General features: G+C 62.7%; 28 protein-coding genes and 1 pseudogene. 11 read left to right on the top strand and 18 right to left on the bottom strand.

Annotated features, from left to right (window positions below):
• Positions 1–17: 17 nt before the first annotated feature.
• Both ACZLIF_RS06340 and ACZLIF_RS06335 read left to right on the top strand, forming a co-directional pair.
• A complete protein-coding gene (locus ACZLIF_RS06340; RefSeq protein ID WP_478462436.1) occupies positions 18–635 on the top strand; it encodes a hypothetical protein in 618 nt (205 codons plus the stop codon).
• Positions 636–1,027: 392 nt separating this feature from the next.
• Positions 1,028–1,384 (top strand): hypothetical protein, encoded by a 357-nt coding sequence (locus ACZLIF_RS06335; protein WP_478462434.1) that lies wholly within the window; start codon positions 1,028–1,030, stop codon positions 1,382–1,384.
• Between the two features lie 2 nt (positions 1,385–1,386).
• On the opposite strand, the gene ACZLIF_RS06330 is transcribed toward ACZLIF_RS06335, so the two are convergent.
• From ACZLIF_RS06330 to ACZLIF_RS06320, 3 genes are all read right to left on the bottom strand, one after another.
• Entirely contained in the window at positions 1,387–1,884 is a 498-nt protein-coding gene (locus tag ACZLIF_RS06330) for a hypothetical protein (RefSeq protein ID WP_478462433.1), read from the bottom strand.
• Between the two features lie 74 nt (positions 1,885–1,958).
• The gene (locus ACZLIF_RS06325; RefSeq protein WP_478462431.1) at positions 1,959–2,342 is read right to left on the bottom strand and encodes a hypothetical protein; all 384 of its coding nucleotides are present in this window, start codon (positions 2,340–2,342) and stop codon (positions 1,959–1,961) included.
• Between the two features lies 1 nt (position 2,343).
• A complete protein-coding gene (locus ACZLIF_RS06320) occupies positions 2,344–3,162 on the bottom strand; it encodes a hypothetical protein (protein WP_478462430.1) in 819 nt (272 codons plus the stop codon).
• Positions 3,163–3,268: 106 nt separating this feature from the next.
• On the opposite strand from ACZLIF_RS06320, the gene ACZLIF_RS06315 reads away from it, so the two are divergent.
• The 3 genes from ACZLIF_RS06315 (at position 3,269) to ACZLIF_RS06305 (ending at position 6,702) form a co-directional block, all read left to right on the top strand.
• Positions 3,269–3,655: a helix-turn-helix domain-containing protein gene (locus ACZLIF_RS06315; protein WP_024958708.1), complete on the top strand. Its 387-nt coding sequence runs from the start codon at positions 3,269–3,271 to the stop codon at positions 3,653–3,655.
• Complete coding sequence (locus tag ACZLIF_RS06310) at positions 3,649–3,960, top strand: hypothetical protein (RefSeq protein ID WP_136191685.1); 312 nt, start codon at positions 3,649–3,651, stop codon at positions 3,958–3,960. Before ACZLIF_RS06315 ends, ACZLIF_RS06310 begins: the two co-directional genes overlap by 7 nt.
• Before the next feature lie 135 nt (positions 3,961–4,095).
• Positions 4,096–6,702 carry an AAA family ATPase gene (locus tag ACZLIF_RS06305; RefSeq protein ID WP_478462428.1) on the top strand — a complete coding sequence of 869 codons (2,607 nt, stop codon included), beginning with the start codon at positions 4,096–4,098 and terminating at the stop codon, positions 6,700–6,702.
• A 33-nt stretch (positions 6,703–6,735) separates the two neighbouring features.
• On the opposite strand, the gene ACZLIF_RS06300 is transcribed toward ACZLIF_RS06305, so the two are convergent.
• From ACZLIF_RS06300 to ACZLIF_RS06270, 7 genes are all read right to left on the bottom strand, one after another.
• Positions 6,736–7,044 carry a hypothetical protein gene (locus tag ACZLIF_RS06300; RefSeq protein ID WP_024958711.1) on the bottom strand — a complete coding sequence of 103 codons (309 nt, stop codon included), beginning with the start codon at positions 7,042–7,044 and terminating at the stop codon, positions 6,736–6,738.
• Positions 7,044–7,229, bottom strand: a complete 186-nt coding sequence (locus tag ACZLIF_RS06295; RefSeq protein ID WP_008268538.1) for a hypothetical protein — start codon at positions 7,227–7,229, stop codon at positions 7,044–7,046. The genes ACZLIF_RS06300 and ACZLIF_RS06295 overlap by 1 nt, the downstream gene beginning before the upstream one ends.
• A gap of 36 nt (positions 7,230–7,265) precedes the next feature.
• Positions 7,266–7,511: a hypothetical protein gene (locus ACZLIF_RS06290; protein ID WP_024958712.1), complete on the bottom strand. Its 246-nt coding sequence runs from the start codon at positions 7,509–7,511 to the stop codon at positions 7,266–7,268.
• A 471-nt stretch (positions 7,512–7,982) separates the two neighbouring features.
• Positions 7,983–8,351: a hypothetical protein gene (locus ACZLIF_RS06285; RefSeq protein ID WP_024957548.1), complete on the bottom strand. Its 369-nt coding sequence runs from the start codon at positions 8,349–8,351 to the stop codon at positions 7,983–7,985.
• A complete protein-coding gene (locus tag ACZLIF_RS06280) occupies positions 8,348–8,572 on the bottom strand; it encodes a hypothetical protein (RefSeq protein WP_024957547.1) in 225 nt (74 codons plus the stop codon). The genes ACZLIF_RS06285 and ACZLIF_RS06280 overlap by 4 nt, the downstream gene beginning before the upstream one ends.
• Positions 8,573–9,350: 778 nt before the next feature.
• Entirely contained in the window at positions 9,351–9,737 is a 387-nt protein-coding gene (locus ACZLIF_RS06275; protein ID WP_024957545.1) for an H-NS family nucleoid-associated regulatory protein, read from the bottom strand.
• 360 nt (positions 9,738–10,097) lie between these two features.
• Positions 10,098–10,661: a hypothetical protein gene (locus tag ACZLIF_RS06270; protein WP_136191686.1), complete on the bottom strand. Its 564-nt coding sequence runs from the start codon at positions 10,659–10,661 to the stop codon at positions 10,098–10,100.
• Between the two features lie 313 nt (positions 10,662–10,974).
• On the opposite strand from ACZLIF_RS06270, the gene ACZLIF_RS06265 reads away from it, so the two are divergent.
• Both ACZLIF_RS06265 and ACZLIF_RS06260 read left to right on the top strand, forming a co-directional pair.
• A complete protein-coding gene (locus ACZLIF_RS06265) occupies positions 10,975–11,229 on the top strand; it encodes a hypothetical protein (RefSeq protein ID WP_024957543.1) in 255 nt (84 codons plus the stop codon).
• 6 nt (positions 11,230–11,235) lie between these two features.
• Entirely contained in the window at positions 11,236–11,514 is a 279-nt protein-coding gene (locus ACZLIF_RS06260) for a membrane protein (protein ID WP_024957542.1), read from the top strand.
• Positions 11,515–12,168: 654 nt separating this feature from the next.
• Here ACZLIF_RS06260 and ACZLIF_RS06255 read toward each other — a convergent pair.
• The 5 genes from ACZLIF_RS06255 to ACZLIF_RS06235 all read right to left on the bottom strand — a co-directional run bounded on the left by ACZLIF_RS06255 (position 12,169) and on the right by ACZLIF_RS06235 (position 17,137).
• A complete protein-coding gene (locus tag ACZLIF_RS06255) occupies positions 12,169–12,738 on the bottom strand; it encodes a DUF488 domain-containing protein (RefSeq protein WP_024957540.1) in 570 nt (189 codons plus the stop codon).
• 106 nt (positions 12,739–12,844) lie between these two features.
• Positions 12,845–15,391: a DNA ligase D gene (gene ligD, locus ACZLIF_RS06250; RefSeq protein ID WP_024957539.1), complete on the bottom strand. Its 2,547-nt coding sequence runs from the start codon at positions 15,389–15,391 to the stop codon at positions 12,845–12,847.
• A gap of 12 nt (positions 15,392–15,403) precedes the next feature.
• Positions 15,404–15,580 carry a DUF3606 domain-containing protein gene (locus ACZLIF_RS06245; protein ID WP_064485349.1) on the bottom strand — a complete coding sequence of 59 codons (177 nt, stop codon included), beginning with the start codon at positions 15,578–15,580 and terminating at the stop codon, positions 15,404–15,406.
• A gap of 18 nt (positions 15,581–15,598) precedes the next feature.
• A complete protein-coding gene (ku, locus tag ACZLIF_RS06240) occupies positions 15,599–16,543 on the bottom strand; it encodes a non-homologous end joining protein Ku (protein WP_024957538.1) in 945 nt (314 codons plus the stop codon).
• An 84-nt stretch (positions 16,544–16,627) separates the two neighbouring features.
• Positions 16,628–17,137 (bottom strand): ferritin-like domain-containing protein, encoded by a 510-nt coding sequence (locus ACZLIF_RS06235; protein ID WP_024957537.1) that lies wholly within the window; start codon positions 17,135–17,137, stop codon positions 16,628–16,630.
• 130 nt (positions 17,138–17,267) lie between these two features.
• Here ACZLIF_RS06235 and ACZLIF_RS06230 point away from each other — a divergent pair, with 130 nt between their 5' ends.
• On the top strand, positions 17,268–19,133 hold the full coding sequence (locus tag ACZLIF_RS06230) for a YbhB/YbcL family Raf kinase inhibitor-like protein (RefSeq protein WP_197585899.1): 1,866 nt from the start codon (positions 17,268–17,270) through the stop codon (positions 19,131–19,133).
• A gap of 45 nt (positions 19,134–19,178) precedes the next feature.
• Here the strand turns inward: ACZLIF_RS06230 and ACZLIF_RS06225 are convergent, their stop codons facing one another.
• Positions 19,179–19,556: a response regulator gene (locus ACZLIF_RS06225; RefSeq protein WP_464048688.1), complete on the bottom strand. Its 378-nt coding sequence runs from the start codon at positions 19,554–19,556 to the stop codon at positions 19,179–19,181.
• Positions 19,557–19,717: 161 nt separating this feature from the next.
• Between ACZLIF_RS06225 and ACZLIF_RS06220 the strand changes: the two are divergent.
• Positions 19,718–20,860, top strand: a pseudogene (locus tag ACZLIF_RS06220) (two-component system sensor histidine kinase NtrB).
• Between the two features lies 1 nt (position 20,861).
• On the top strand, positions 20,862–21,224 hold the full coding sequence (locus ACZLIF_RS06215; RefSeq protein ID WP_024957534.1) for a response regulator: 363 nt from the start codon (positions 20,862–20,864) through the stop codon (positions 21,222–21,224).
• Between the two features lie 40 nt (positions 21,225–21,264).
• On the opposite strand, the gene ACZLIF_RS06210 is transcribed toward ACZLIF_RS06215, so the two are convergent.
• Positions 21,265–21,717, bottom strand: coding sequence for a BLUF domain-containing protein (locus ACZLIF_RS06210; protein WP_024957533.1), 453 nt, complete (start codon positions 21,715–21,717; stop codon positions 21,265–21,267).
• 144 nt (positions 21,718–21,861) lie between these two features.
• Here ACZLIF_RS06210 and ACZLIF_RS06205 point away from each other — a divergent pair, with 144 nt between their 5' ends.
• Positions 21,862–22,695 (top strand): hypothetical protein, encoded by an 834-nt coding sequence (locus tag ACZLIF_RS06205; protein WP_024957532.1) that lies wholly within the window; start codon positions 21,862–21,864, stop codon positions 22,693–22,695.
• Here the strand turns inward: ACZLIF_RS06205 and ACZLIF_RS06200 are convergent.
• A complete protein-coding gene (locus ACZLIF_RS06200; RefSeq protein WP_464048687.1) occupies positions 22,692–24,875 on the bottom strand; it encodes a fimbria/pilus outer membrane usher protein in 2,184 nt (727 codons plus the stop codon). The genes ACZLIF_RS06205 and ACZLIF_RS06200 overlap by 4 nt on opposite strands.
• Between the last annotated feature and the right edge of the window lie 25 nt (positions 24,876–24,900).

The following is a 24,900-nucleotide window of genomic DNA, read 5'->3' as shown; positions in this document are numbered from 1 at the left end:
AAACCGGAATCCCCCTGATGGTCATCGGGATGCTCTTGCGCTCCTACTTTTCATTACATCACGCGCAGATGGCGGCCTATCACGCTAGGATGGCCCAAAGTTTGGAACTTGACGGGTCTGAGGAAGCAGCAATCGCCCTTGGTGCTCACGTATCCGCCGCGGTGATCTCCGCAGGGGCTTTCCTCGATGCCACCGCTAATGAAGTGGCTGAGAACGATGCACGGCCTCGAAGCCGTGCCACGGGCATTCCTGCATCGTTGTTGAGGCTGAACGAGTTGCTGGAGGACGCAAATGTTCCCCAGATCGACCATACCGACGTCCGCTGGATCGAAGCCCATACGCTCATCGATCTGCGAAATCGCTTGGTCCATTACAAACACGACTGGTTGGATATGGGCACAGCGGACATGGTGGGAGAGAACAATCTATATGACAGTCCGCTACAGGCGAGGCTTGAGGCCTCCTTCTCGTTCCTGCCAACGACGGTTCACTACATCCCACGGTTCCTATCCCCGGATTGCGCTGCATGGGCCATCAACTCGGCGGCTGCGTTCTTGGACGAGTTCTTCTTGAGGCTTGGTCAAACCCCCAACCATGACCACCTACGGCATCGCATTGAGGTGGATCGCCCCTAACTGGGCCCCGCCGACTCTTCCTCCAACTCGTTGACCTCTCGGCTTCTCTGGATCATGCATCGCGACGGCATGCCATATGGGCACATCGTCAGTATCGACACGCCCTCTCCAGGTTTCGAGTCGTAGTGCAGCATTGGATCCTTGCGGTTAGAGTTTTCCCACAACTCATGCTGCTTGCCCCTGGCCTCCGTGATGGCCCGTGATTGCAACAAGATCTACTCCAAGTGCGCACCCGACCGGCTTGCCTCTTCCTCCGCTCTTGCCACGCTCACTCCCCCGGCCAACAGTCCTGGCCCTGCCACCGAAGCATCCGGACCAGCCCCCCCGCCGGCTGGCCCAACAGGCTCGATTCCGGCATGCTCCTGGCCGCCCAGCCTGCCCAATAAGCAAAGATGACCGATTACACGCTCAACGACCACGCAAAGGCCGTCCAAGACCTGGCACGTCTGCACGAGAAATGGGAGAACTATTCGGGAAACAATCCGAACAAGTTCCGTGCAGACATCGAAACCGCCAAGACCACGCTGGCCCGGGTGGAGCGCGCACTTAAGGACACTGGCGTATTGCCTCGAACGGCCCAAGAGGAGCGAGACGCGGCGCTGGACAAGGCTTACCCCAATGCGCTCACCCGCCAGATCGTGGAATGGGAAGGTCAGCGCTTTCAGAAGCGTTATACGCCCATTGCCACTAGCCTCTCAGGAAAGACCGTGCGCGAATGGAAGGGCTTTTGGGTCCCGCTGAGCGAGTGAGATCACTTCGGCGGCACGGTCGTCCGATCCCACGCCCGCTTGACCCACCCGAACACCACGGCCAGCACGCCGATCAAAAACACGCCCCAGAGCCAAGCCAAGTAAAACGCTGCGGTAGCAATGTCCCCAAGCTGAGGGTGCTCCGCATACTTGAACCCCAGAACGACGGCCGCAATCACCGTCACCAGGCCCAGCCCTCCCCCGAGCAGCGCCCCTTTCAGGAAGCCATGTTTCCGGAAATACGGCATCCGGCCCGTGCGGACGTGCCAGTCCCAGAGTCGCTGAGCGCGGATATGGATTGCCAGGCAGAAGGCCAGGAACGCGAAGATCGCCATGCCCCCGGCGCAATAGAGCGAGCCCAGCAACACACTGGACCGCATGGCCTCCTGCCCCCCGCCCAGGGCGAGCAGCCCGAGCGGACCCAGGATCACACTGGGCAGGATCATGGCGGCCGGCCCGGTGGGCGGATGCAACGGCTGGTATGGCGGATAGCGGTTCATGTGGTCCTCCCCTATTGAATGGCTGCACGCTTGATCGAGACCGGCGTGCAGTCAAGCGGTGGACTGCGGCCTGTTTAGCCTGCAGACGTCCCTTCGTCCTTCACTTCCACAATCTGCCAGCCCTCGCCATCTGGGCGGAACAGGGTCCGCAGCTTCGGCTTGAGGGTGCTCGGCTCATCCTTGGTGGGCTGGCCGCCGATATAACCCAGGGCCTTTACCGACCCGCTGATCAAGCACTCTTGATCCCCATTGGGCTTCTTTTCGCAGTCGAGATCCAAGCCGCCCGCGTCGGTCACTTCCATCCGCCAGGTGCGCTGGAGCGTGGCTTGTTTTCCCTGCTCGGTGAAAAAGCCTTCCACGACCTTCACCCCGTCCTCCTTGGTGGGGCCCTTGTCGCCAGAGCAGGCGGTCAGGGTCAAAAGTGCCGCTGCTGCGGCCACGATCAGTGCGTGCTTCATGTCATGCGTCCTTGTCTTTGGAGGGGATGATGCCGATGTTCTGGGTCTTGTAGCCGATCTCCAGCCGGTCGATTTGGAGAACGATGTCGGGCAGGCCGTTGGGCTTCAACCTGCCCTCCACGACCTTGAAAAAGATTCGGTCTCCCGTGGCGTCGCGCCCCACCCGTCGCAGCTCGGCCGCGTCTTCCGGCTTCAATCGCAACGCGGCGTGGTAGCGCCCGCCATGCTCGACCCCAACCACCGCACTGCCCTTGCCCAACGGCGAAGGGCCGATAACGGCCGTCGGAAGAAAGTCAGGCGAGCGGGGATACCAGTCGTGGTTCATGACCAGCACGTAGGCGTGGAGAATGTTGGTGCTGGGGTCGATCTCCACGTCGATGTAGGGCCGCAGGTAGAACGCGTCGGTGGAGGCGATCTGCCGCGCCTTGGCCTCAAACGCAGAGGCCGGGTCGCCCTGCAGGCCGACGCGTTTGAACTGGTGCCCCCATGATCCGATGCAATGGGTTCGCATGGCGGGCGTCATGGCCTTGCCTGCCTTGGCCTCGGCGAAGAGGCCTTCTTCGCACATCTTGTGACCACCCGACGCGGTGGCCGCCAAGCCCCACCGGATCCGGGTGTAGCCGTCGAGCACTGGAGGGTCGCCGTCGTCCCAGTAAGTGCCTGCCGGCTCCAGGTAACGCTTGGTCGCCGGGGCCGAGGCGGCGTCCTTGCCCGCCTGCATCAACCCCTTGCCAATCCTTCCCAAAATGCCGTCCTGGGCGGTGGCCGTCCCGCTGGCCAACGCCAGGCACACGGCCACGGCTGCAATCGCTTGCTTCATGCATCCCCCTGATCCCGGCCACCATGGCCTTATTTGCCATTTTGGCAAATGCGGTGCAGCATGGGAAGCGGCAGACTTGGGGATTGTTCCCGGTTCGTGATCGCCCATGCCTGCCCCTCTCGCCCCAGCTCACACGTTTGGCCGCCGCTTGCGCGAGGCCCGGCTGGCCAAGGGCCTGACGCAAGCACAGTTGGGGGCCGTGCTTGGGTTGGACGAGGAAAACTCCGCCGCTCCCAGGGTTTCTCGTTACGAGAGAGGAGATCGCGTGCCGGATCCTGCAACGATGGAAAAGCTGGCCCAAGCACTTGGCATGCCGGTCGCCTATTTCCATGCCACAAATGATCTAGTGGCAGAGACGTTGCTGGTGATGTCGCGGCTTGAACCCGAACAGCAGCGAGAGCTGCTGACGAAGGTGAGGGATTACGCCCAGAGCCGTGGCGTGGCCATCCTCCCGAGTAGCGACAACGATCTCAGGGAAGAGAAGACATGCTGAAACGACTTCGACGCTGGTGGCTGCAGCGGGATGCGCCAAGCCCGATGGCACCGGAGCAGTTGCAGGCGCTGATGGACATCAACCTTCTGGAAATCCAGTTGGCCGCGTTGGACGCCCTCAAGTCCTCGACGCCAGCCGCGGAAGCGGCCAGGCTGCGATCCCATGCTTGGCTCGCGTCGATGCGTGGGCAAGGCCCGGTCGGGACGCCGAACTGGAGCGAACTGCGGGCTGAAGCGCGAGCACTGAACCGTGATCTGGCAGCCGCCCTGGCTGCCGCCCAGATCGATGCCCCCTCAGAGGCCTGATCCCTACCGTTCGGGAAAACCATTTCCCCATCCCCTACGACCATCACCGACTTGCCTCCAAATGTGACCCGCGTCACTATTGCGGAAGGGGAACGGAGCCTTCCTGGCTCTGGCCATTCACAGGGGAAGTGACCGATGGCGAACAAGAATGGGGCCACTGCGCCTACGACTCTGGAAGAGTGGTTGAATGGCCGCCCAAGCTGGCTGCGCATGGCCGCTTCCACGGTGATCCAGCACCGCCGCATGCCGAACGAAGAGGAGATGGAGGCGCTGGCGGATCACTGCCTGGCCGAGGCAGCCAAGAAGCTGGATGCTCCCCACCCGGCGTTGGCACCGGGAACCATCTTGGGGACACCCACCGCCGCTGAGCTTCGCATCGACTCGGTCTCCTCCATCTGCGGCGTCAATGCCCTTGGCGAGGACGCGGCATTGGACCTCAGCCAAGGCCAGATGACCGTGGTCTACGGACCCAACGGGGCCGGGAAATCGGGCTACGCCCGTTTGATGAAGCACGTTTGTGGCGCGCGGGCCAAGGGATCTATCCACGGCAACGTGTTCAAGCAGAATCCCGATGCTGCCTCTGCCTTGATCAAAGTCACGGCGACCCGATCCGACGGCACGACATCGTCTGCTGATCTCACTTGGCAAGCATCCGACGGTGCCCATTCGACGTTGAAAGCGGTCCCGGTCTTCGACTCAGCCACAGCGCTGGAGTTCGGAGACAGCGCCACCACCGCCACCCATCTTCCCCGAGCTATGCGGTTCGTCGGGATGCTCATCCACATCTCAGACGATCTCGCCACCCGATTGAAGGCCCGCGCCGCCAAGCTCACCAGCAAACTGCCCATCATCCCGGAAGATCACGCCCAAAGCAGTGCGGCAACGTTCCTTCGGAAACTGACGGCGAAACTTACCGAAGAGGAGATCAACCAGCGTTGCGCTTTCCCCGCGGCACTGAACGATGAGCGTTTGGCTCTGGAGACCGCGCTGGCCCAGGCGAACCCCGAAGTAGCCCACGCCAAGGCCGTCGGAGAGCTGGAACGCCTGTCCCAGATGGCCACAAGCGTCTCGGCGCTGAGGGAGGGCTTGAGCGACGAGAAGGCGCAAGCGCTCCTGGATGCCCGCAGCAATGCAGAGGTCAAGCGCCAGGCCGCCACCGCCTATGCCACGGCCTTCCTCAATGGGCTGCCGCTCAAAGGCGTCGGAGATGCCGTGTGGCAAACCCTTTGGGACGCTGCAAAGGCGTATTCGACCGGTCTTGCCTACCGTGATCTCCCGTTCCCCCACGTTGGAGACGAGGCTTGTTGTGTGCTCTGCCAGCAACCGTTGGGAGACGAGGGCAAGGCCCGCTTGGCCAGCTTTGAGAGCTACCTCAGCGACACCCTGCAGACAGAAGCCAAAAGCGCGGAGGACGCGCTGACGGCGCTGAAGAAGGCATTGCCCAGTCGTCTCACCGATGTCGCCTGGCAGGCCCAGTGCGCTGCTATTGGCTTGGAAGCCGCCCAAGCCACTGAGCTGCTTGAGGCCATCCATGCGAGATTGAAAGCCATGGCCGAGGCCACGCCGGCTCCGGCAGTGCAGTGGTCGGTGTGGACCAACGCCTACGATCAGAAGGTCAAGACCACCAGCGCTGATCGCGATGCGCTCGCGGGCTTGCTGGACCCGATGGGGCGCAAGGAGAAGGAAACCCGCTTGGCGGAGCTCAAGGCCCAACAGTGGCTGTCGGAGCAGCGCGACGGGGTGTGGGCCGACGTGATCCGCCTCAAACGCGTGGGAACGGTGGAGGCTGCTGTTCGGTCCACGTCAACCAGCCAGTTGACGACGAAAAGCAATGACATTGGCGAGTCGGAGTTGGCCAAGGGCTATTGCAACCGCTTCAATGCTGAGTTGCAGGCGTTGGGAGGCCACTCCCTTCCCGTCCGCATGTCGTATCGTTCCCAAGGCAAGGGCGCGTTTACCTTCTACGTGGAGCTGAAGGACGCGCAAGGCGCCCAGAAGAATCGGGAAATCCTGAGCGAAGGGGAGCAACGCATTGTGGCGTTGGCAGCCTTCCTGGCCGACGCGACGGGCCTTGAACGGGGCATGCCCGTGATCTTCGACGACCCCATCTCCTCCCTGGATCAGCGCTTTGAGGAGGCGGTCGCCAAACGCCTCGTAGATCTGGCCGAGCATCGCCAGGTGATCGTGTTCACACATCGATTGTCACTGATGGTCCTACTGCAGAGTGCCGCCAAGCAGCGGGCCAACCTCGATCAGCCTACGGTCAAGGTCGCGGTTGAATCGATCGCCCGCGATGGAAGCAGGACCGGCATGCCGGCGCAGATCAATACGTTCTCTCTGAAGCCACAATCCGGCTTGAACCAAATGATCAGCAGCATCGGACAGCTTAAGAAGCTTGATCCGCCACTAAAAGAACTTGCCCTGAAGGCCGCCTGCAGCAACTTCCGAATCTTGGTTGAGCGCTCTGTAGAGGACGAGCTTTGTTCTGGCGTCATCAACCGCTACCGGCGCGAGATCAACACGCTCAACAAGCTACAGCGGCTCAGTGCAATCACCCCAGCAGACTGCGCACTGATCGACGGGATGATGACGAAGTATTCGGCATTCGAGCACTCCCAACCCACCGACACCCCCAGTTGGCTTCCGGGTCCGGACGAACTGCTAAAGGACGTTCAAGACATGCTCGAATGGTGCAAGGAGTTCGGTAAGCGAGCGGAAACCGCGGCGAAACCCAAGGCGTAGCCCTGACCACCCGTTACTGCGTGCTCACGTTCATCAGAAGCGCCGCTTGCCAGCGCTTCCCACAGCAGGTGGCAGCGCTTGATGCAACTCGTGCGCGCGAAGAAACGCGTGCAGCCACTCTTCGGCGTCCTTGACGCCCGTCATTTCCCGAATCACCACCCCGGCCAAGCAATCCCCAGGGACGGCAAACAGGTCGTCGTTCAGATCGCTGCTGGACAGAGGGGTATGGAAATCGGCCCCCTCTTGGAACGCCTGAAGCAGGTGCTGCCGGGCAAGAGGATCCCGGCGTGCCGCCCATGCGAGGCGAACGAGCTCCGACGATGGCCAGGGTGCGGGGGTCATCAGAACTCGTAACCGTCTGGCACGCCCGAGGGGATGCCCTGCATGGGGCCCGAGTAGCCCACCTGCTGAACCAGGTTCTGGGCGGTTTGCGACATGCGATCCAGGCGTTCCGGGACTTGGTCCAGGGCGAACAGAACCATGCCAAAAAGGGCGATGTTGAGCAGTTTGTTGAAAAGTTTTCGCACGAGCGAGGTCCTCCGTGGTTGTCAGGGGTTCGGGTTTCAAAAAAGCTGGTGGTGTTGGGCGATGCCGAACAGGCAAAGCGCCCAAGTGGCCGCAATCGCTGCAGGAGCCAGGCAGAGCGACACGCCGATGGCAATGTCCGACAGCTTGGCCTTGGGGTCGGTCACCATCTCCCATCCCAGCTTGGCCGCTCCCATGCCCGACATGGCGTCGAACAGGAATCGCAGGAGGGCTCCAGGGGTGGAGGACCGGGCGGGCGCTTGGGTTTGGCTGCGGGTATTCATCAGAGCGCATCCAGTCGATCAGCAATGGCCAATCCGGCGACCAATCCAGCCAAGAGGCAAAAAGCAAAGAACGTCAACATGGGGTTCCCTTTGGTTAAAGAGCATCGGCGCTCTTCTCTGATCTCAAAGTAAAAGAAAACCAACTTTTCGCAATAGATTGACCCTACATTTTTATGACTAAAACACAAAACTGACGGAAAAAAGCAGAAAACACAAAAACCCTAAAACACCTCACATTTCCAGCCCAGCGTCGGGCCCGGCGGAAGCCGAGGCCCCACCCGCCCTTCCCCCAATGCGCTTTTGCTTCATGCCACTTTTGACGTTGCCTTTTTCTCTTCAAGAGCTCAAAAGAACGCGGCCTGGGCCGCGCCTGAAAAGCCCCCTCCGGGGAGGTTAGGACGTGGGCCAGGGCTTCCCCCAGCCTCCGCGTGGCTGTCCTTGGCCCCATGCCCGCAAAAGGCGTCCGAGGGATCAGGCGTTGGCTTGGATGCATAGCCAGACCAGCTGGCGGACGGCCTCGGTCAGACGAATCCCAGCCCGGTTAGCGTCAATCTGCAGGGCCGTCACGGCATGGAGTCCCAGCTGCACACTGGGGAGCGCGGCCCTGTAGCGCTCTCGCCCCTTCGACCCCTCCCCGGTCCACGGCGTCGGGCGTCGAGGGGAAAACGGTTCTCGAATCTGGGCGTGTTGCTCGATGAGTTGAGCCAGTGCAGCGCGCATGCTCAGGCCTTGCGCGGCGGCCAGGGCTTGAAACGCGGCTTTGCTGGGCGCGTCAATCCACGTCTCGTGGATGGTTTCGACCAAGCGTTCTGGGGGGCGGAGAATGTAGCGTTTGGTCATGCAGGGCTCCCGTGCGGCTTGGCCATCCATCCTTGGGCGGCCGCTTCTTCAGCGGTCAGCAACGCGGAAGTGCCCAGGAAGCGTGTGAGCTGGTAATGGCCGATGGTGTGCGGATACCGCTGGAGGTGGGCGTGCATGGCTTTGTCGAAGTAGCACTGGCCACCCGAGCGGCGCTGGTATGCGTAGAAGCGTTTGCGGCGACTCGTTGCTGGCGTCTTCATGCCGAACCCGCGCAATCGTCGCAACGCTGCATTTCTGCCGGATACGTTGAGAAGGGGTAGGCCCCTTTCTGCCCCACTTCCCCGCAGCACCCACACTGCATGAGCCCCCGAGCCGTTTGGCAAATCGCGGCCTCCGGGCCTTGCCAAACCACGCCGACAACGACGGCTTCCCAGGAGCTGCCGCTCCCGGCAACCACAGTGAGCCTGTCGCCGTTCCGAACGTTCGGGGCGGGCACCCGGGCGCCCCACTCGCCCGTCTGGAGTTGGATGGGGCTGGCGTGGTGGTGGGCCATTAGAAGAACCCCCGATAACCATGGGCAAGTAAGCCGGACCGGCCAATAACGTAAGCAATCATGCGAAAACCTTTGAAGAGGGGGCGCTCCCTCGCTACCCACGCAAACTAAGCCACCCCCAAAAAATCGCAATACTTTGCGTCTACGTTTTATTGACTAAGTATCAAAACCGCCAAACGGGCCGCAGATCGATGGAAAACTTGAAACGCAGCACATTTCCCGCCAAGCGCCGGGCCCGGCGGAAGCCGAGGCCCCACCTGCCTTTTTTCCCAAAGCGCTTTTGCTCCATGCTACTTTTGACGTTGCTTTTTGTCTTCAAGAGCTCAAAAGAACGCGGCTTGGGCCGCGCCTGAAGAGCCCCCTTCGGGGAAGAAAGGCTCGGGGCCGGGGCTTGCGCCCCAGCCTGAGCGTGGCTGTCATTGGTTCAACGCCCACAAAAAAAGCCCCGGTTTCCCGGGGCTCTATCTGCAACGCTGTAATGCCGGTCAGGCCTTATACGGGTGCGCCGGCCATTCTTGGTCCGGGTTATTCTTCTTCCACGCCTTGCCTTCAGCAGTTTCGGCCCACGCAAGGAATGCCTTGGGCTGCCGCCCGGTGCCAGCCCACGTGGTCCCGTCCGGGATCTGGAACTTCGGGGCGCGACTGATGCCGGCGCTTGCAGAAACCGCCTTGCGTGGCTCAAGCAGCGCCTTCAGATCGTTCTTCTGCTTCGTCGTGTAATGCTGCGCAAACTGCTGCAAGGTCTCGTAGACTCCTGCAAAGCTGGCCCCGGCTTCGGCCGCCAGCGCGTCGCCTTCGGCCTTTTCCATTTCGGCCACCAAGGCCTCCGCTTCAGCCTTTTTCTTGCGGATTTCTTCGAGCGTCAGTGCCACGGTTTTCCCTTGGATTTGGTCAAACCCCGATCCTGCCGTTTTGCGAGATTACTGTAAACCCTCAACGGCCCAACCCCGGCTCTCCAGTGGCGACTGCCACGGGGCTTCACCCTCAAAAGTCACTGAGGGCATGCCTTCCGCCGGCCACTGGAGCAAGCCCTTGGCGGTTCAGGGGACCGGCCGTGCCCACCTCCACGTTCCACCATGCAATGCCGCAATGTCCAGGGGCAACCGGGCGCCGGCAAAGCCTTGGGCAGCGGTCCCGCGATCCGGGCGTTCAGGCGGTCAACCAGGTGCAAGGCGTGCTTGTGGAAGATGACGTGATGTTGCCGTTCTTAAACCGCCCGCCCAGGAACGGCTTCAGCAGCTCCCCACCTCGTGCGTCACCAAGAACCCTTCGGAGCCCCGTGTCTTATCGGATGCAGCCTGCTGGGTGGCGCGATTGGCCTTCATGGCCATCGTCTCGGCCCAGACACGCAATCCGATGTCCTGCAGACGGATATCTTCCCTCTTTCTCGCGGTCGATTCGATGATCCAGTGGCGGCCATACGCGCCATGCATCAATGGCGCCCCTGGCCATCCTTTCCGGGCGACGGTCATGGCCAGTCCGGCGATCAACCGAACGTCAAAGCATCGCCTCGTTTCTTCCTCGGATAGTTCCAAGCGCGGAGCAAGCAATGCATCTCGGGCCTTCGTATCGGCCTGTATGACCCGCTCAAGCTCTGCTGGGGTTGGAGCCCCCATGCGCGTCCACACTTGCGCTGGCGAGCATGCCTTGACCCAGTTCCAAGCGCTTGCGGTGTCGTCAGACGGATCAGCCGGGTGCAGGTAGAGCCGACTTTCAAACACGGCCCGGAGGGTTTCCGGGTGCTTCCACTGGCGACCGTGGATGTAGTGTCCGCAAGCCAGGATCTTGTCGCACACGGGCACCACCACGGGTGCTGGCACGGTCAGAAATCGTTCAACGCCCGCCGCACTATTTCGGCCACGCTGACCTGCACCGATCCGCTTTTTCCGGCGGTTGCGCCATTGGTCGGCCCTCGGAATCGGTGGCCGATACCATCAATCGCGCGGACATGAAACTCTACGACCGCCGAAAGCGGGAACGGCAGTGAGCCTGCCCTCAGATCCGGGCATGGGGCCAGTTGTGGGCTGCCCTCCTTACGCCGATGATCGCCTTCTAAGCGTAGTAAGCGGCCTTTCAGTGCCGCCCAGTCTCACCGATGGAGAGGGCAACATGGAGAAGCGGGTGTGCTTTGATTTCGAGATTGATTTCAGCAACGGGGGCGGGATTCAGGGCCAAGGCTTCCGGCTGGACATCGCCGGTGATGACATCACCGATGAGGCGTTGGCCGACTACATCGTGCGCGACATGCGCCTGCTGATGGTGGGCGAGGTTCGCATCCTCAACAAGGAAATCATTGAGGAGCCTCATAAGCGCCCGGCGCACGGCCAAGACGGTTCAACTGTCCACGACCCAAAGGACGGGTGAGCGGCCATGCATCCTGATGTTCTTGGCTGGACTGCAACCGCCGTGTTGATAGCCACGTTGGTCCGGCAAATGATCAAACAGTGGCAGTCTCCCCATCCGGAAACGGTCTCCAAATGGCTGTTTGTCGGTCAGATGACCGCGTCGACCCTGTTCACCGCCTACAGTGCACTTTTGGGGTCAACGGTGTTTGTGGTGACCAATGCCCTGCTGCTGCTCACGGCCGTGGTGGGACAGGTCCTGGCTTGGCGTCGACGTCGGCGAACCGGCGCGCCGCCTCCCTGCTGACCCAGTATTGGCTGCACCAAGGAAGGCCGTCGTAGGCGTTTAGCAGCCACTCTTCGTCAGATCCGAAACGGACGTCGCCTGACATGCTCGACCCGGCCTCCGACCGTGACCAGCGTCGAGATGGCCCAGTCGCTGGAAGCGGACACGGGCGGAAGCAACAAGATCTCAACGCCGGCCCCTATCGCCGCGCCTTTCCATACCTCCACTGTGCCATCCTCGCTGGGACTGCGGTGGAGGCCCCAATCCGAGGCGAAATCCGTCAGCGCTTGCCGTCCATGTATCCTATCGAGCGCGCTGCAAAGCGAATCATACTGAGCACTCCTCACTCCCCTCCCCCTTGCATCGTTTTCTAACCTGCGCTTCACCATCCATCCCAGACTACTTCATGGCAGACATGAAGATCGAAAGCCAGTCTGAATCCCTCAGGAGAACGCCAACTTTCTGACGGGGCAGCCTCCGATCCATTACCTGAAGCTGGGACCAGGGACGACCGCCTAAGCCGATTCAGGCAGGGTTGCGCGGCTGCCCGTCGTCTATCAACAACACCGTGCGGCAAGCGCGCGCCAACTGCAAGGCAGCCGACATGTCCGCATAGCTTCGATAGGGAGAAAATGCGCCGGGCGGGCCCGACACGCGATCGCCCTACTGGTTGGTTCAGAACAGCTCCGTCTGAGCCGGTGGGTAGACAAGCGCTGGCCCGACGGCCTGCGCCATCGGGTTCAGCGGATGCGGTTTGGGTTCGGCGTGGGACACGATGTGCAGCACCTCATGGCCCCGGTGCGTCAGCAGGTCGGAGATGAGACGTCGGTGGCAACGCCACCACGGTGCCTCCGCGCACATCAGCGCGGTCCGATGTTCGCCCCCCAGTGCAAGCACCTTCGATAGCCCGCCGGCGAACTCGGCGGTCGCCATGTGGTCTGCGTAGCCCTGAAACGCGGCGTTGTCCCACGCACCATTGGGCGAATCCGGCTGCACCTTGCGCCGCCCGCCCAGTTCAGGAATCCAAAGATACTCCACGCCGTGCGCTGGCAGCGTTTTAGCCATCTGCTCGGATGCGAACCAAGGGTGACGACGCGATCCTGGGAAACGACGCACGTCCGCGATCGCCGAGATGCCTTGTGCGAACAGCAGGTGTAAGAACTCGTCCCAAGGTCGAGTGGAATGCCCGATGGTCCAGACGGTCACCGGGGTCGGAGCGGGAGCATCGCACTGCATGAGGCTCATTGGACAGGAGCCGGCATCAAGCCCGCGTGCTCATCACGTGCTCGGCAGCTGCCAACGACGCTCGCGTCTTCCCGTCTACGCTCGGACACGACCGCGGGGATAGCGGCTAGTCGTTTCGGGCCCATTTCGACAAGTTCTGCTTCAACGCATCGATGCCCTCCCAGGGATCCTTGCGGCGACGTTTCAGCTTGCCCGGCACGTCCTTGATCGTGAACGCGTCAGCCCGTTTGAGGTTTGGCAGCTCGCTCCACGCCAGAGGCATCGCGACAGGCGCGCCCGGTCTACCCCGCAGGGAATACGACGCCACTGCGGTGGCACCTCGACCGTTACGCAGGTAGTCGACAAAGATCCGCTTGTTTCGAAGGGCTTTGGTGGCGGTGGCCAAGAACCGCTGAGGTTCCGACTGGGCCAACGCGTCGGCGAATCCTTTGGCGAAGCGCTTGGTCAGGTCCCAGTCGCACCCGGGATTCAAGGGCACCACGACATGAAGGCCCTTGCCTCCGGATACCCGCAGGAAGGACTCCAGCTCTAGTTGGGCCAGAAGCTTCCGGATATCAGTGGCAGCCTTTTTTACCTCCGCGAAAGGCACATCTGGGCCGGGGTCTAGATCGAATACCACCCGGTCGGCACGGTCAGGCTCCTCCGCGTGGCTTCCCCACGGATGGAACTCCAGGGCATTGAACTGGACCAGCTCCAGCAAGCTGGCCGCGTCGCGCACTACGAGGTAGTGGGCGTTGATGCCGCTGTCCTCCTTCAGCTTGACCGAGTCCACCAGCTCCAGCCCGGCGGTGTGGTGCTTCTGGAAGAAGCAAGGCTTGCCAGTGCCGGCGGGACAGCGAATGATCGACAAGGGCCGGTTGATCACCTCGGGCAGCAGGTGATCCATCACTGCCGAGTAGTAATCCCAAACGTCTTGCTTCGTATAGCCGTCGCCAGGGAAAAGGACCTTGCTCGGGGAGGACAGTTTGGGGGGCACGCGTTCGACTTGAGGCGTTGCGGCGGTCTTGCGGGCAGAAGACGCCGCCGATGCCCGTTTGCCACGGGCCGGTTTCGCCGGGGCGGCGCGATCCGAATCCGCCAAATCATTCACTTCCTTGTCGGCCCGCACGGCTTTCAAGGAGGCTTGGCGCAGCAGTTGCTGCCCCCCGATGCCGCGATAGAACACCTCCACCACGAAGCGCGGCTCGAACCACGTGGCAGAGCGAAGATCGGTGTCCTCGGTGGGCACGTAGGCCGTCGGCTTCTTGCCTCCCCCTTGGATCCTCTTGCTCACGTCCTTGATCAAGGCGTCGGAGAACCCGGTGCCCACCCGGCCCACGTAGAGCCAACCGTGTTTGGCGTCGGGCTTGGCCAGTAAAAGCGAGCCAAAGCCGCTGCGGCTGCCCTTGGGGGCCGTGTAACCGACCACGGCGAACTCGTCGCTGGCCAGCTGCTTGGTCTTGCGCCAGTCGTCGCTGCGGCCGGGGTGGTAGCCGCGATCGGCGCGCTTGGAAATGATGCCTTCAAAGTGCTGTTCGCCAGCCAGGCGGTAGGCTTCGTTGCCGTCGCCTTGGACGTGAGAGCTGAAGGCCAAGTGGCCGGCCTGGCCCGCCAGCAGCTCCTGCAGGAGCGCCTTGCGCTCCAACAGAGGTGCTGCGGCCACGTCCACGCCATCGATGTGGAGCAGGTCGAAGAGCGCGTAGGCCAGCGCGCCTTGCCGCTCCCCGGACAATGTCGCCTGGAGCAGGTTGAAGTCCTCCTTGGTGCCCGATCCGGCGATGAGTTCGCCATCCAAGGCAGCAGAGGTAAGGCCCAACTCCGCCACGGCGTCGCGTATCTCGGGGATCTTGTCGGTCCACTCCAACGCGTTGCGGGACCAGAGCCGGACGGCCCCATCGGCGACCGTTGCGAGGATCCGATACCCGTCCCACTTGATCTCATGGACCCATTGGTCGCCCTGCGGCGGGGCCTCCCCCAGCTTGGCCAACTGGGGCTCGAAGGGGCCGGAAGGCGGAGCCGCCTCTTTCGCTTTGGGCAGGGCCAAGGCCTTCTTGGCCCAGTTCTTCCGTCGCGCACGCTTTGCAGGGAGGGCTTTGAGCTTCTTCTTGTCGGCTTTACCGCCGCCGGCCCTCCTGATGTCTGCCGTTGGGGCCGCCGACACATCGGCGAGCAGATCGTCCGCTTCCAGATCGCTCGCATACGCATCGTCGTCCTTGAACAACAGCCACTGCGGCTGACGGGCCGGTTTGCCGGACCGGACCAAGTGCCACCCGCCTTTGAGCTTGGTGCCGAACAGCTCGAATCGCAGGTGACCCTTGGCAAGTTGTGCCTCTGGGTCTCCTTGGGTGGCCCAAACGCCGTGATCAAACTGGGCCACGTGCCCACCGCCGTATTGCCCCTTGGGGATCTCGCCTTCGAAGCTAGCGTAGTCGACGGGATGGTCTTCCACTTCGACCGCCATCCGTTTGACCTTGGGGTCGTAGCTAGGGCCCTTGGGGACGGCCCAACTCTTCAGGGCGTCGCCGATTTGCAGCCGGAAGTCGTAGTGCCGGCGGCTGGCGTGGTGAAGTTGGACCACGAAAATGGCGCGCTGCCCTTGCGGCAGCGCTTTGCCAGGCTCGGGCTCGTTGGTCTGGTCAAAGCGGCGCTTGCGACGGTATTCGACCAAGGACATGACGGCGCCACGTTACTTGCCCAAGTGCTTGCGAACGGCCGCAGCGGTGGGGCCAACGGCTTTGACAGCGGCCCGGACCTGATCGACCGACACGCCCAGCGCCTTGGTCCAATACTGCAGCTCGTAGTCTTCGTTGACGTTGATGCGGTCGCGGTCCGGGCTGCCGGTGTTCTTCTTGTCGTCGCTCATGGGATTCTCCTTGGGTGATCAGGCGCTCTTTAGAGCCTTCTTGGCGGGGGCTTTCTTTGCGGCTTTCTTTGCTGGGGCCTTCTTTATGGCGGCCTTCTTGGCAGGCTTGCTGTCTTTGGTGGAGGACTTGGAGGCGGTCTTCACCGGCGTTGCTTTCGCCGGGGTGCGCTTGTTGGTTTCCAAGCTCTTCTGGAGCAGCGCCATGAAGTCCACCACGTTGGTCGCCGAGTCCTCGCGATGTTCCGGTTCCTCGAAGGTGGTCGTGGCTCCGGCCTGCTTCACCCGCTTCTTGATGATGTCGGACAGGCGCTCGCGGAACTCGTCCTGGTAGCTGTCCGGCTCCCACTCAGAGGTCATGCTCTCAATCAGCTGCTTGGCCATTTCGAGCTCTTTGGGCGCAACCCGGTAGTCCGACGCCCCCCCCTGCGGCAGTTTGTATTCGTCCGGAGCCACCAACTCCTGCGGGTAGCGAAGCAGGATCATGATCAACGCATCGCCTTCGGGCATCACCGCGCAAATGTATTCGCGCGTGCGGATGACCACCCTGGCGATGCCCACCTTGCCGGTTTCCTTCAGGGTCTCTCGGAGCAGGACATAGCCCTTTTCGGCCTTCTTGCCGGGCACCAAGATGTAGGGCTTTTCGAAGAACCTCAGCCCGATGCTCTCGGCGTCGACAAAGGCCTCCACGTCGATGGACTCGTGCGTCTCGGGGGCGGCCGCGGCGATGTCTTCTTTCTCTATGACGACGTAGCTGCCCTTGTCGTATTCAAAGGCTTTGACGATGTCCTTCCAAGGCACTTCTTCGCCGGTTTCGGCGTTGACCCGCTCGTAGCGAATGGGCTTTTTGTTTCGTGCGTCCAACATGCGAAAGCTCAGATCCATGCGACGCTCGCCGGACATGAGGGACACCGGAACGTTGAGCAGCCCGAAGGACAACGAACCACTCCAGATGGGCCTGGGCATGCCAGCCGCCTCCAATCCTAGGGCCTTTCGTTGTAGGCCCGGCCGCGTCGGCCGGGCGTGAACCCGGCCGGCGCGGCGCAGCGGTTACTTTTTGGCTTCGACGCCCGGCGTGGCGTCGCGCACCATGAACTCTTCGGTCACCTCGGGCAGGTGGGCCGCCAGCCAGTCGGCCATCGCCTCTTCCTGCACGAGGATTTCTTCGCAGATCCGGGCCGTTTCTGCATCGCCCACCGTCTTCGCTGCGGCGATCAGGGCCGTGTAGGAGGCGATCTCGAAATGCTCGAAGACGTAACCGGCCATCGCGCCTTTGACGATCTCGTCGGAGGCCGTCATGCCGCCGACGGCCTGACCGAAGGCTGCCATCTTGCCCATCACGTCCTTGAGGGTCGACGGCGAGCCGCCCAAGCGCTTGATGCACCCTTCCAGCCGTTCGCGCTGGCCAATGGTTTCCTGAATGTGCTCTTCAATGCGCGCCTTCAGCACTGGGTAGTGCTCGATCCGCGAAGCCTGCCCCTTCAGCATGGTTTCGGCTTGCTGTTCCATCGCGTGTGCGTCGCGCAGCCAGTCCAACAGGTTCTCTTTGAGCTCTGCCATGGATGTCTTCCTCTCGTGTCGGGCGAAGCCTTACCGTATCGAGGCTGGGATGCGGATCAAGCGATCCCCGAGTGAAGGCTTGGCGAACGGCGGAGCATCTCAGACCGGCGGTGCGTGGGCCTGGAGATCGATGGCCCTCGTGGTGAACGGCGCGCATGCAACGCATTCGCAGGCCATTGACCGCTCCCGCCACATGCTGAACGCTCCTCAGCGCCAGGCCATCCTCATGACCCGTTCCGCGCTTTTGCTCGTCTTCTTGGCCCCCTCCCTCGCCTTCGCTCAGCAGGGGGACGGAACCGACGTCCAAGCCAACGTCCACACGTTCAAACCCGCCAAGGTGGAGGCGACGCCCGAGCGCGTTCAGGCCCTGACGGTGCCCAGTGGCTTCCAAGTGCGTCCCTTGGCGCAAGGCCTTCAAAATCCCCGGATCATCGCCGTGGGACCAGATGGGCGGATTTATGTCTCACGTCGAGATCAAGGCGACGTGCTGTTGCTGGAGGATGCCAATGAAGACGGAGCCTTGGACGCCGAACCGAAGGTGGTCTTCTCACGTCCAGGAGCGCACGGGCTGGCCATCGCCAACGGGCAGCTGTATGTCGCCACGGCCAACGACGTGTATCGCGCCCCCATACACCCGGACGGGACGTTGGGTCCAGAGGAACGGATCATCAACGACCTGCCCGATGGCGGTCAGCACCCCAACCGCACGCTGGCCTTTGGCCCTGATGAGATGCTCTACATCAGCGTGGGCTCGTCCTGTAACGCGTGCAACGAGACCAATCCCGAGCATGCGGCGCTGCTGAGGTCCTCGCCGGATGGCAAGAGCCGGTCCATCTTTGCCAGCGGCCTGCGGAACACCATCGGCTTTGCTTGGGACTCCAAAACGGGGGAGCTGTGGGGGATGGATCACGGCATCGACTACTTGGGCAACGATGAGCAGCCCGAGGAGCTCAACCGCATTCAGAAAGGAAAGAAGTATGGTTGGCCCCACATCTGGGGCAAGGACGGGGTGAATCCCCAGAGCACACCGCCAGGGCAGATCAGCAAACAGCAATGGGCGGCGACAAGCGAGCCCATGGTGCTCGGCTACACAGCCCACGCGGCCCCCATGCAGATGCTGTTCTACACCGGCCAGCAGTTTCCGGCAGCTTACCGGGGGGACGCCTTCGTGACGATGCGCGGTTCCTGGAACCGCAAGCCTGCGTCGGGCTACGAGGTGGTGCGGGTTCGTTTCAACGCCGGCAAGCCGGTCGGGTTTGAGCCCTTCTTGACCGGCTTCCTGGTCGACAACGGCCAGGCGCATATCGCAAGGCCCGTCGGTCTGGCGATGACGAAGGGCGGTGCACTTTTGGTCGGCGACGATGCCAACGGCGTCATCTACAGAGTGACTTACGGCCCAGGCCAAGCGTCCGCCTCCCCCGCGACCGCAGTGCCTAGCGGGCCCTTGATGGCCCAAGTCAATCAAGGCTCGGGCGTGCCGTTGGCCAAGGATCGGATCGGCAAAGCCGCCACGTTCGAGTTCCGCTCCCCGGCGTTTTCCTCGGGCCAAGCATTGCCTCCCCGCTTCAGCGCGTATCACGACGATGCATCGCCCGCTCTTTCTTGGAGCCCGATGCCTGGTGCCAAGTCCTATGCGCTGATCATGGAGGATCCGGATGCAGCCAACGTCAAACCCTTCGTTCACTGGGTCGCTTACAACATCCCAGCCACCGAGCAATCGCTGCCCGAGGGCCTGCCGGTCGATCCGCGGCTTCTGAAACCGGAGGGAATGCTGCAGGGGGCGAACAGCCGAGGATCGGTGGGCTATTTCGGCCCCAAACCGCCTGTGGGCGATCCACCGCACCATTACCACTTCCAGCTGTTGGCCTTGGACACCGTGCTTGATCTGAAGGCCGGCGCGACGCGGGACGAAGTGCTAAAGGCCGCGAAGGGCCACATTCTGGGCATGAGCAAGACTGTGGGAACCTACCAGCAGGTCGAGGCCCCGCTGAAATAAAAAAAGGGACCCGAAGGTCCCGACCGGCGCCCAAGGCCCGGAAACTCAGTGAACCTCCAGTTGGTGGCAAAGGGACTGGAGGGCGGCGGCGATCTCTTTCAGGCGGAACGGCTTTTCAAGGAAGGGCGTGCCTTTGAAGCGTTCGGGCAGCCGGCTGGCCCCAAGGCCGGTCGTAAACAGGAACGGCACCCCCAACTCGACCAAGCGATCGGCCACGGGGTAAGACTCGACCCCGTTTAAGTTGACGTCCAGCACCGCAACATCGAAGGCGGCTTCCTTGGCGCACGCCAAGGCTGTGGGCAAGTCTTCCGCCGTCTTGGAGACGTCGTAGCCGACTTGGGCAATGGCCTGCTCCAAGACCATCATGAGGGTGGGTTCGTCCTCTACAAGAAGAACCCTTACTGCTTTGCCGTCCAATCCCATGACTTTCTCCCTACAAGCGCTCTGAGTGGATGTGCCACGATTGAACAGTGTGGCCCGAGGGCTCGCCCGATTTGTGAAGAGGGCGTAAAAGGATGACGGCCGTCGCTCTTCTACACTGCGCACTCTGTCGCCCTTCGGTGGCCCTGCCGAGAGGATGACCCATGAACCAACCTGCGAAAGCGAAAATCGATTTGAGGGACGAGAGCCGGCAGTTTGCCCTGCTGGTGAACTCCGTCACCGACTACGCCCTATAGATGCTCGACCCCAGCGGGGTGATCCAGACCTGGAACCCGGGTGGGCAACGAATCAAGGGCTACCAGGCTGCCGACGTGGTCGGCACCAACTTTTCCCGCTTCTACCTGCCCGAGGAGGCCCAAGCCGGCCTACCAGAGCGAAACCTGCGGACCGCGGCCTTAGAAGGGCGCTACGTCGCCGAGGGCTGGCGATTGCGGCAGGACGGGACCCGCTTTCGTGCCAGCGTCGTGATCGATCCCATCTGGGAAGACGGGGAACTGGTGGGGTTTGCCAAAATCACCCGCGACATCACCCAGCGCCACGAAGCGCAGGAGCAGCTGCTCCAAGCCCAGCGCGATCTCCTGCAGGCGCAGAAGATGGAGGCCATCGGGAAGTTCACGCTCGGCTTGGCCCATGATTTCAACAACCTGTTGACGATCGTGGCCAACTGTCTGGAGCTCATCAGCCTGCGGGTGAAAGACGGAGGCGTGGCCAAGCTCATCGATACCGCGCAGCGGGCCGCCGAGCGCGGGGCCCTTCTGACTCGGCAGTTGCTGACCTTCGGCAAGGGACAAACCTTGGTGCCAGAGGCAGTCGACTTGGCCGCCTTGATGGCCGAATGCGAAGCGATGCTGCGCCGCTCCGCCGGCGACGCGATCGCATTGACCGTCGAAGTTTCCCGGGGCCTTCCGACCCTGTCGGTGGACAAGGCACAGCTGGAGGCCGCAATCCTTAACCTTGTGTGCAACAGCCGCGACGCCATGCCGAAGGGCGGAACGATCCTCATCACGGCCTCTGCGCGGCAAACCCGTGATCCTACGTTGCCCAACACCAGTGAAAGACCTTACATCTGCCTGAGCATCCGAGACGACGGTGAAGGGATTGAGGCGGACCAGCAGGCCAGGGTATTTGAACCGTTTTTCACCACCAAACCCATTGGAAGGGGCAGCGGGCTGGGCTTGAGCCAAGTGTTTGGCTTCACGGCCCAGTCCGGCGGGTTCACCGAGCTCCAGAGCGAGCTTGGGAAGGGAACCCGCGTTAGCCTTTGCTTCCCCGCACCAGAGCATTGAGATGCCGATCCACGTGTTGTTTGTTGAAGACGAAGACGATCTCCGCAGCGTCGTCGTAGAGGCTCTGACCTCTCAGGGCTTCCAAGTCACTCCCGCCAGCAACGGGGATGAGGCCCTCGTCCTCCTGCGCGGCGACGCCAGGTTCGCGGTGGTAGTGACCGACTTCAACATGCCAGACAGCGCCGACGGGCTGGAGGTCGCGGCGGAAGCCGCGGTTGCTCAACCCCAGGCCCGCGTCATGCTCGCGTCTGGCCTTCAACGCTCGCAGCTGCCCCCGCTGCCCGAGACGGTTCGATTTCTCCCGAAGCCTTACCGCTTCCGACAGCTTGTTACGGCGATCCACGAAGACTTGGGCTGCACGTAGGGGGGCGGATTCCTTGCGCGGCCAGGCGGTCGCCACTGGTTCATCTTCCTACCAGTGCGCGTCTGCTCACTAGGAACAGCAGCCGGTCGATCGCCGTTGCGTTCAACGCTTCTCCATCCCCCCGCACCTTGAAACCGGTCCAGTCGCCCACTGCGACCTCGCTCAGCTCTTTAACTTCCACAGGCAACCAGCGCATAGGCCAATAAGGCAAGCGGCGATCCATGATCGTCCCGCTTTGCAGCTCGATCAGGTCGTGATGGCTCGAAGCACCGAGCACCCTTGAGAACACCACGTCCAACCCGTCCGGGGGGCCCTCCAAGTATTGGACGAAGCGCGTCCCGTCGAACAAGAGCACCCCACTGACACCTGCGTCCCGGTTAAATCGAGTTGCGTCGTCGACCAGCTCCTGGAGCTTGCCGCTCCGGAGGCCAAGCAGATCGCCGCGCAACGCGTCGGATGCCTCGCTGACATACACCACGGCCCTGATGGGCATTGGGCGCTCCTTCTCAACTTGTCTGGCCATCCCCCCCTCCACGAACTTTAGTCCCGCCCACGCATTTAGGCAATCGCGTTGTGAGATAGCGCCTACAGGCGGCTGTTAACTTGATCCCGAGTTCCAATCGAGTAACCTTTGATTATGGCCCTTTACAACATCGCGGAACGTTTAAGCACGGCTAAAGAACTAATCAGCAGGGGCGATGACGCGTCATTGATCTACGCCGCGCTGGAACTACGATTCTGCCTGGAATCCGTGGCGTATCAGAACTTGGCTGCATATGGTGAAGACGTTTCCACCGAGCTTGCTCGCGAGTGGCGACCGGACCAGATCATCAAAATGCTGGCCGCCTTCGATCCGAACTCTGATCAAACGGCCAGCTTCTCCATCTCGGTAACGCCACCGCCCAAAGACCTCGATTTTGCCTCAAGTGACTTGAAGGCCGCTTTCAAGGACAAGGATTTCTTGCCGATCGGCGAGGCCAAGCGCATTCCTTGGGGCAAGTTTCGCAGTTACTACAACTCGTTGGGGAGCTTTCTCCATCTGCGCAAAGATCTGACGAACGCACGGCCGAAGATCGAAAGGCTCCGTGTTCTCATCGCTGAGCTGGAAGAGGTTGCGAGCTCGACGCTGATCGCTGCCAGCAAGGATCTCGCGACGGGCAAATGCGTCGACTGCGGCCATGTGCTCATTCTCGGCCCGGCCGAGCAAGCGGGGGACAAGCCCGTTTTCTGCCCGAATACCAAGTGCAACTCGAGCTATTTGGCCATCAAGGGGGACCCGGAGCGGCGGGTGCAGAAGGTCGAAGCCTTGGGGCTGCGCTGCGAATGCGAGGCCATCGTTCCTATCTTGCCAGAGAGGCTTCTCAAGCCTGCGGTTTGCCCAGCTTGTGGGTCGACCGTTTGCGCAGTCATTGCTGCAAAGGCAAGGGTGCTAGGGGTGCCGCCTACTCGCGAGGGAGACCTGAGCGGCTAGTTGCACCTTAACTTCGCCACTTCGTCCACGCCCGGCAGTGGCGACGGCAACACGGCTTTGCACACGCCGGAAACCTCGACGGCCATCCCCGGCTCAGGGTGTTCTAGGTAAAGGGCTCCGTCGTAGCCGACCATGGCTTGTTCGTTCGGCGTGGACGCGACGGTGCCCGGCGCGATGATCGGACCTGTCAGGATGAAGGCCCGGGCGTTCTGCGTCAGCACGGGGAAGGTCACCCGCACACCGCCTTGCCGGGGGGCCACGGCTTGTTTCTCCGTCTCCCCGATCTCCACGCCCACGGGCAGGTCTTTGTCTTTGAGGCTCACCGTGGTGGGCAGCAAGGAGGGAACGTCGGTCACCAAGACGCGGCCTTGCTTGTTGGTCTGGCCGACCGGCGCTCCGTTGACCCGCACCGGCAAGCCCGCCTGACCCGGCACGTCCACGACCGCGAAGCTGGCATAGGCAGGCCTTCCGAAGGCTACGCCGCGGTGGTCCAGGAACACGGTGCCGGAGAAGTTGGCCGCCACGGAGGTTTGCCCGTCGTAGCGGTCCACCATGATCCGGGCGTCGCCGTAACGGGTCATGGCATCCGCCGTGGCCCGGGTGCTGCGCAGGTCGCCGTCGGTGTGCTCAGCAGCCAAGCGAAGACCGCCCTCGGTGCGGTAGGTGGCCCGGGTGGTCAGGGCATCCTGGCCTGGGGCCTGGCGGGCCCGAACGCCCACGCTGGCCTTGCTGCCGAAGCGGTAGGTGTAGCTGGCGGACACTTGAAGATCGTCGCCTTGGAGGTCTCGGAGCACGTTGGCGGACACCTGGCCTGCAGTGCCCAGGTTCGCGCTCACGCCCAAGGAAGCGAAGGCCAGGCTGGAGCGCCCCGTGTCGATGGCACTGTAGATGCCACGCACAGTGAAGCGGCGATCCGGGCGGTAGGAAACGCTGGCTTGGGTGCGCGACGCGATGGGCAGCGCGGTCTCGCTCTGCAGTCGCCAGAACCCGTCGTTTTCCTCGTGTTCCAATCGCACGCCAAACGTGGGCCCTTTGTAGCCGTAGGCAACAGCCCAGCGCGTCCCGCCGTCGCTTGAGCGCCCCACCTCGCCGTCGAGCACGCCCCAGGTGCCTGGGGCCCAGGTGGAACCCACGGTGACGTTGCCCTTGCCGTTCTCGTCCAGCTGGCCACCGGCTCGGATGGTCCAGCGGTCGTTGACGCCCTTGGCCCAGGAAGCGCTGACGCCGGCCGTGCCGTAGCGGTTTTCGTCTTCGCGGACCTGGCCTGCGGCGATTTCCCACGCGGAGAGGCCCCGACGCAGCAGGGTCGGGGCGACGTAGAGCCGTGCAGTGGAAACGGCGATTTCCCGGCCGTAGGCGTCCCGCACGACCACGGCCGTTTGGCTGGCTCCTAGGGCCACGTTTCGGCCGTCCACGATGAAGGGGCCGGCCTTGACGTCTTGGCGCGTGATTTCCGCCTGGTTGGACAGGACCTTGACCTGCCCCGGATCAAGCGCGATGCCCCCCAAGGTCGGGACGGGCCACGTCGGCGTGAGCGGATCCAGCGCTGCCGGGTCCTTCGCGAGGCGAATGCCGCCCAGCGCCACGGGGCCGATGCGGGGCGTGGCGTAGACATCGCCGGCTTGCCAGGTCCGTTGGCGCTGAAGGTCGTCTTTCTGCCAGGCCGTCATGCCGCGGCGCATGCCAAACCCGTTGGGGGATTGGTTGAGCTGCCCGGTGGTGGAGACCACGCCCCAACGCCCTCCGGTGCGCGCGTCCAGTGCCAACGACGTGGCTTGTCGGCCGCCTGCAATCTGGGTGGCGAGGTTGTAGTTGACCAGCACGCCCCCGATGGCGGGCGACACCTGGGAAACCGGGGTGCCTCGTCGGGTGAGCTGCTGGGCTGGCTTGCGGTCGGCGGGGATGGTGAGTTGGACCGTGGCGTTCTCGGGGTTGTAAGCCACCGAGACGCCCAAGGCTTGGTCAGTCAGGTCCTGCCCCTCTTCGCCCGGGCGAAGGGTCACGCCGAGCTGCTGCCACGTCGTGGCTTCCGCGACCCAAGCCCCGTTCTGCTGCCAGAGCACCACGGGGTCTTTGGCGGGCTGGCCGTTGGCCAGGATCGCCGCTGCAAGCACGGGTTCCACCCCGTCTGGAATGGCCGCGTGCGCGCTGCCGATGGACAGGGCCAGCGCAAGGCCCAAGACGCTTCCCCGCCGCACGTGTCGC

It is taken from the genome of Stenotrophomonas sp. 2201_Sma (assembly GCF_056486685.1).
The sequence above is the reverse complement of the archived record's forward strand: the minus strand, read 5'-3'. Positions and strand labels throughout refer to the sequence as shown.

What these genes read in the sequence shown, in the direction of transcription:
- ACZLIF_RS06290 (WP_024958712.1), bottom strand. Translation starts at nt 7,511, where the DNA reads ATGAATACCCGCAGCCAAACCCAAGCGCCCGCCCGGTCCTCCACCCCT.
- ACZLIF_RS06210 (WP_024957533.1), bottom strand. Translation starts at nt 21,717, where the DNA reads ATGCCCATCAGGGCCGTGGTGTATGTCAGCGAGGCATCCGACGCGTTG.
- ACZLIF_RS06260 (WP_024957542.1), top strand. Translation starts at nt 11,236, where the DNA reads ATGCATCCTGATGTTCTTGGCTGGACTGCAACCGCCGTGTTGATAGCC.
- ACZLIF_RS06230 (WP_197585899.1), top strand. Translation starts at nt 17,268, where the DNA reads ATGGCCCTCGTGGTGAACGGCGCGCATGCAACGCATTCGCAGGCCATT.
- ACZLIF_RS06315 (WP_024958708.1), top strand. Translation starts at nt 3,269, where the DNA reads ATGCCTGCCCCTCTCGCCCCAGCTCACACGTTTGGCCGCCGCTTGCGC.
- ACZLIF_RS06310 (WP_136191685.1), top strand. Translation starts at nt 3,649, where the DNA reads ATGCTGAAACGACTTCGACGCTGGTGGCTGCAGCGGGATGCGCCAAGC.
- ACZLIF_RS06330 (WP_478462433.1), bottom strand. Translation starts at nt 1,884, where the DNA reads ATGAACCGCTATCCGCCATACCAGCCGTTGCATCCGCCCACCGGGCCG.
- ACZLIF_RS06300 (WP_024958711.1), bottom strand. Translation starts at nt 7,044, where the DNA reads ATGACCCCCGCACCCTGGCCATCGTCGGAGCTCGTTCGCCTCGCATGG.
- ligD (WP_024957539.1), bottom strand. Translation starts at nt 15,391, where the DNA reads ATGTCCTTGGTCGAATACCGTCGCAAGCGCCGCTTTGACCAGACCAAC.
- ACZLIF_RS06325 (WP_478462431.1), bottom strand. Translation starts at nt 2,342, where the DNA reads ATGAAGCACGCACTGATCGTGGCCGCAGCAGCGGCACTTTTGACCCTG.
- ACZLIF_RS06335 (WP_478462434.1), top strand. Translation starts at nt 1,028, where the DNA reads ATGACCGATTACACGCTCAACGACCACGCAAAGGCCGTCCAAGACCTG.
- ACZLIF_RS06245 (WP_064485349.1), bottom strand. Translation starts at nt 15,580, where the DNA reads ATGAGCGACGACAAGAAGAACACCGGCAGCCCGGACCGCGACCGCATC.
- ACZLIF_RS06285 (WP_024957548.1), bottom strand. Translation starts at nt 8,351, where the DNA reads ATGACCAAACGCTACATTCTCCGCCCCCCAGAACGCTTGGTCGAAACC.
- ACZLIF_RS06235 (WP_024957537.1), bottom strand. Translation starts at nt 17,137, where the DNA reads ATGGCAGAGCTCAAAGAGAACCTGTTGGACTGGCTGCGCGACGCACAC.
- ACZLIF_RS06205 (WP_024957532.1), top strand. Translation starts at nt 21,862, where the DNA reads ATGGCCCTTTACAACATCGCGGAACGTTTAAGCACGGCTAAAGAACTA.
- ku (WP_024957538.1), bottom strand. Translation starts at nt 16,543, where the DNA reads ATGCCCAGGCCCATCTGGAGTGGTTCGTTGTCCTTCGGGCTGCTCAAC.
- ACZLIF_RS06340 (WP_478462436.1), top strand. Translation starts at nt 18, where the DNA reads ATGGTCATCGGGATGCTCTTGCGCTCCTACTTTTCATTACATCACGCG.
- ACZLIF_RS06280 (WP_024957547.1), bottom strand. Translation starts at nt 8,572, where the DNA reads ATGAAGACGCCAGCAACGAGTCGCCGCAAACGCTTCTACGCATACCAG.
- ACZLIF_RS06320 (WP_478462430.1), bottom strand. Translation starts at nt 3,162, where the DNA reads ATGAAGCAAGCGATTGCAGCCGTGGCCGTGTGCCTGGCGTTGGCCAGC.
- ACZLIF_RS06215 (WP_024957534.1), top strand. Translation starts at nt 20,862, where the DNA reads ATGCCGATCCACGTGTTGTTTGTTGAAGACGAAGACGATCTCCGCAGC.
- ACZLIF_RS06255 (WP_024957540.1), bottom strand. Translation starts at nt 12,738, where the DNA reads ATGAGCCTCATGCAGTGCGATGCTCCCGCTCCGACCCCGGTGACCGTC.
- ACZLIF_RS06265 (WP_024957543.1), top strand. Translation starts at nt 10,975, where the DNA reads ATGGAGAAGCGGGTGTGCTTTGATTTCGAGATTGATTTCAGCAACGGG.
- ACZLIF_RS06305 (WP_478462428.1), top strand. Translation starts at nt 4,096, where the DNA reads ATGGCGAACAAGAATGGGGCCACTGCGCCTACGACTCTGGAAGAGTGG.
- ACZLIF_RS06225 (WP_464048688.1), bottom strand. Translation starts at nt 19,556, where the DNA reads ATGGGATTGGACGGCAAAGCAGTAAGGGTTCTTCTTGTAGAGGACGAA.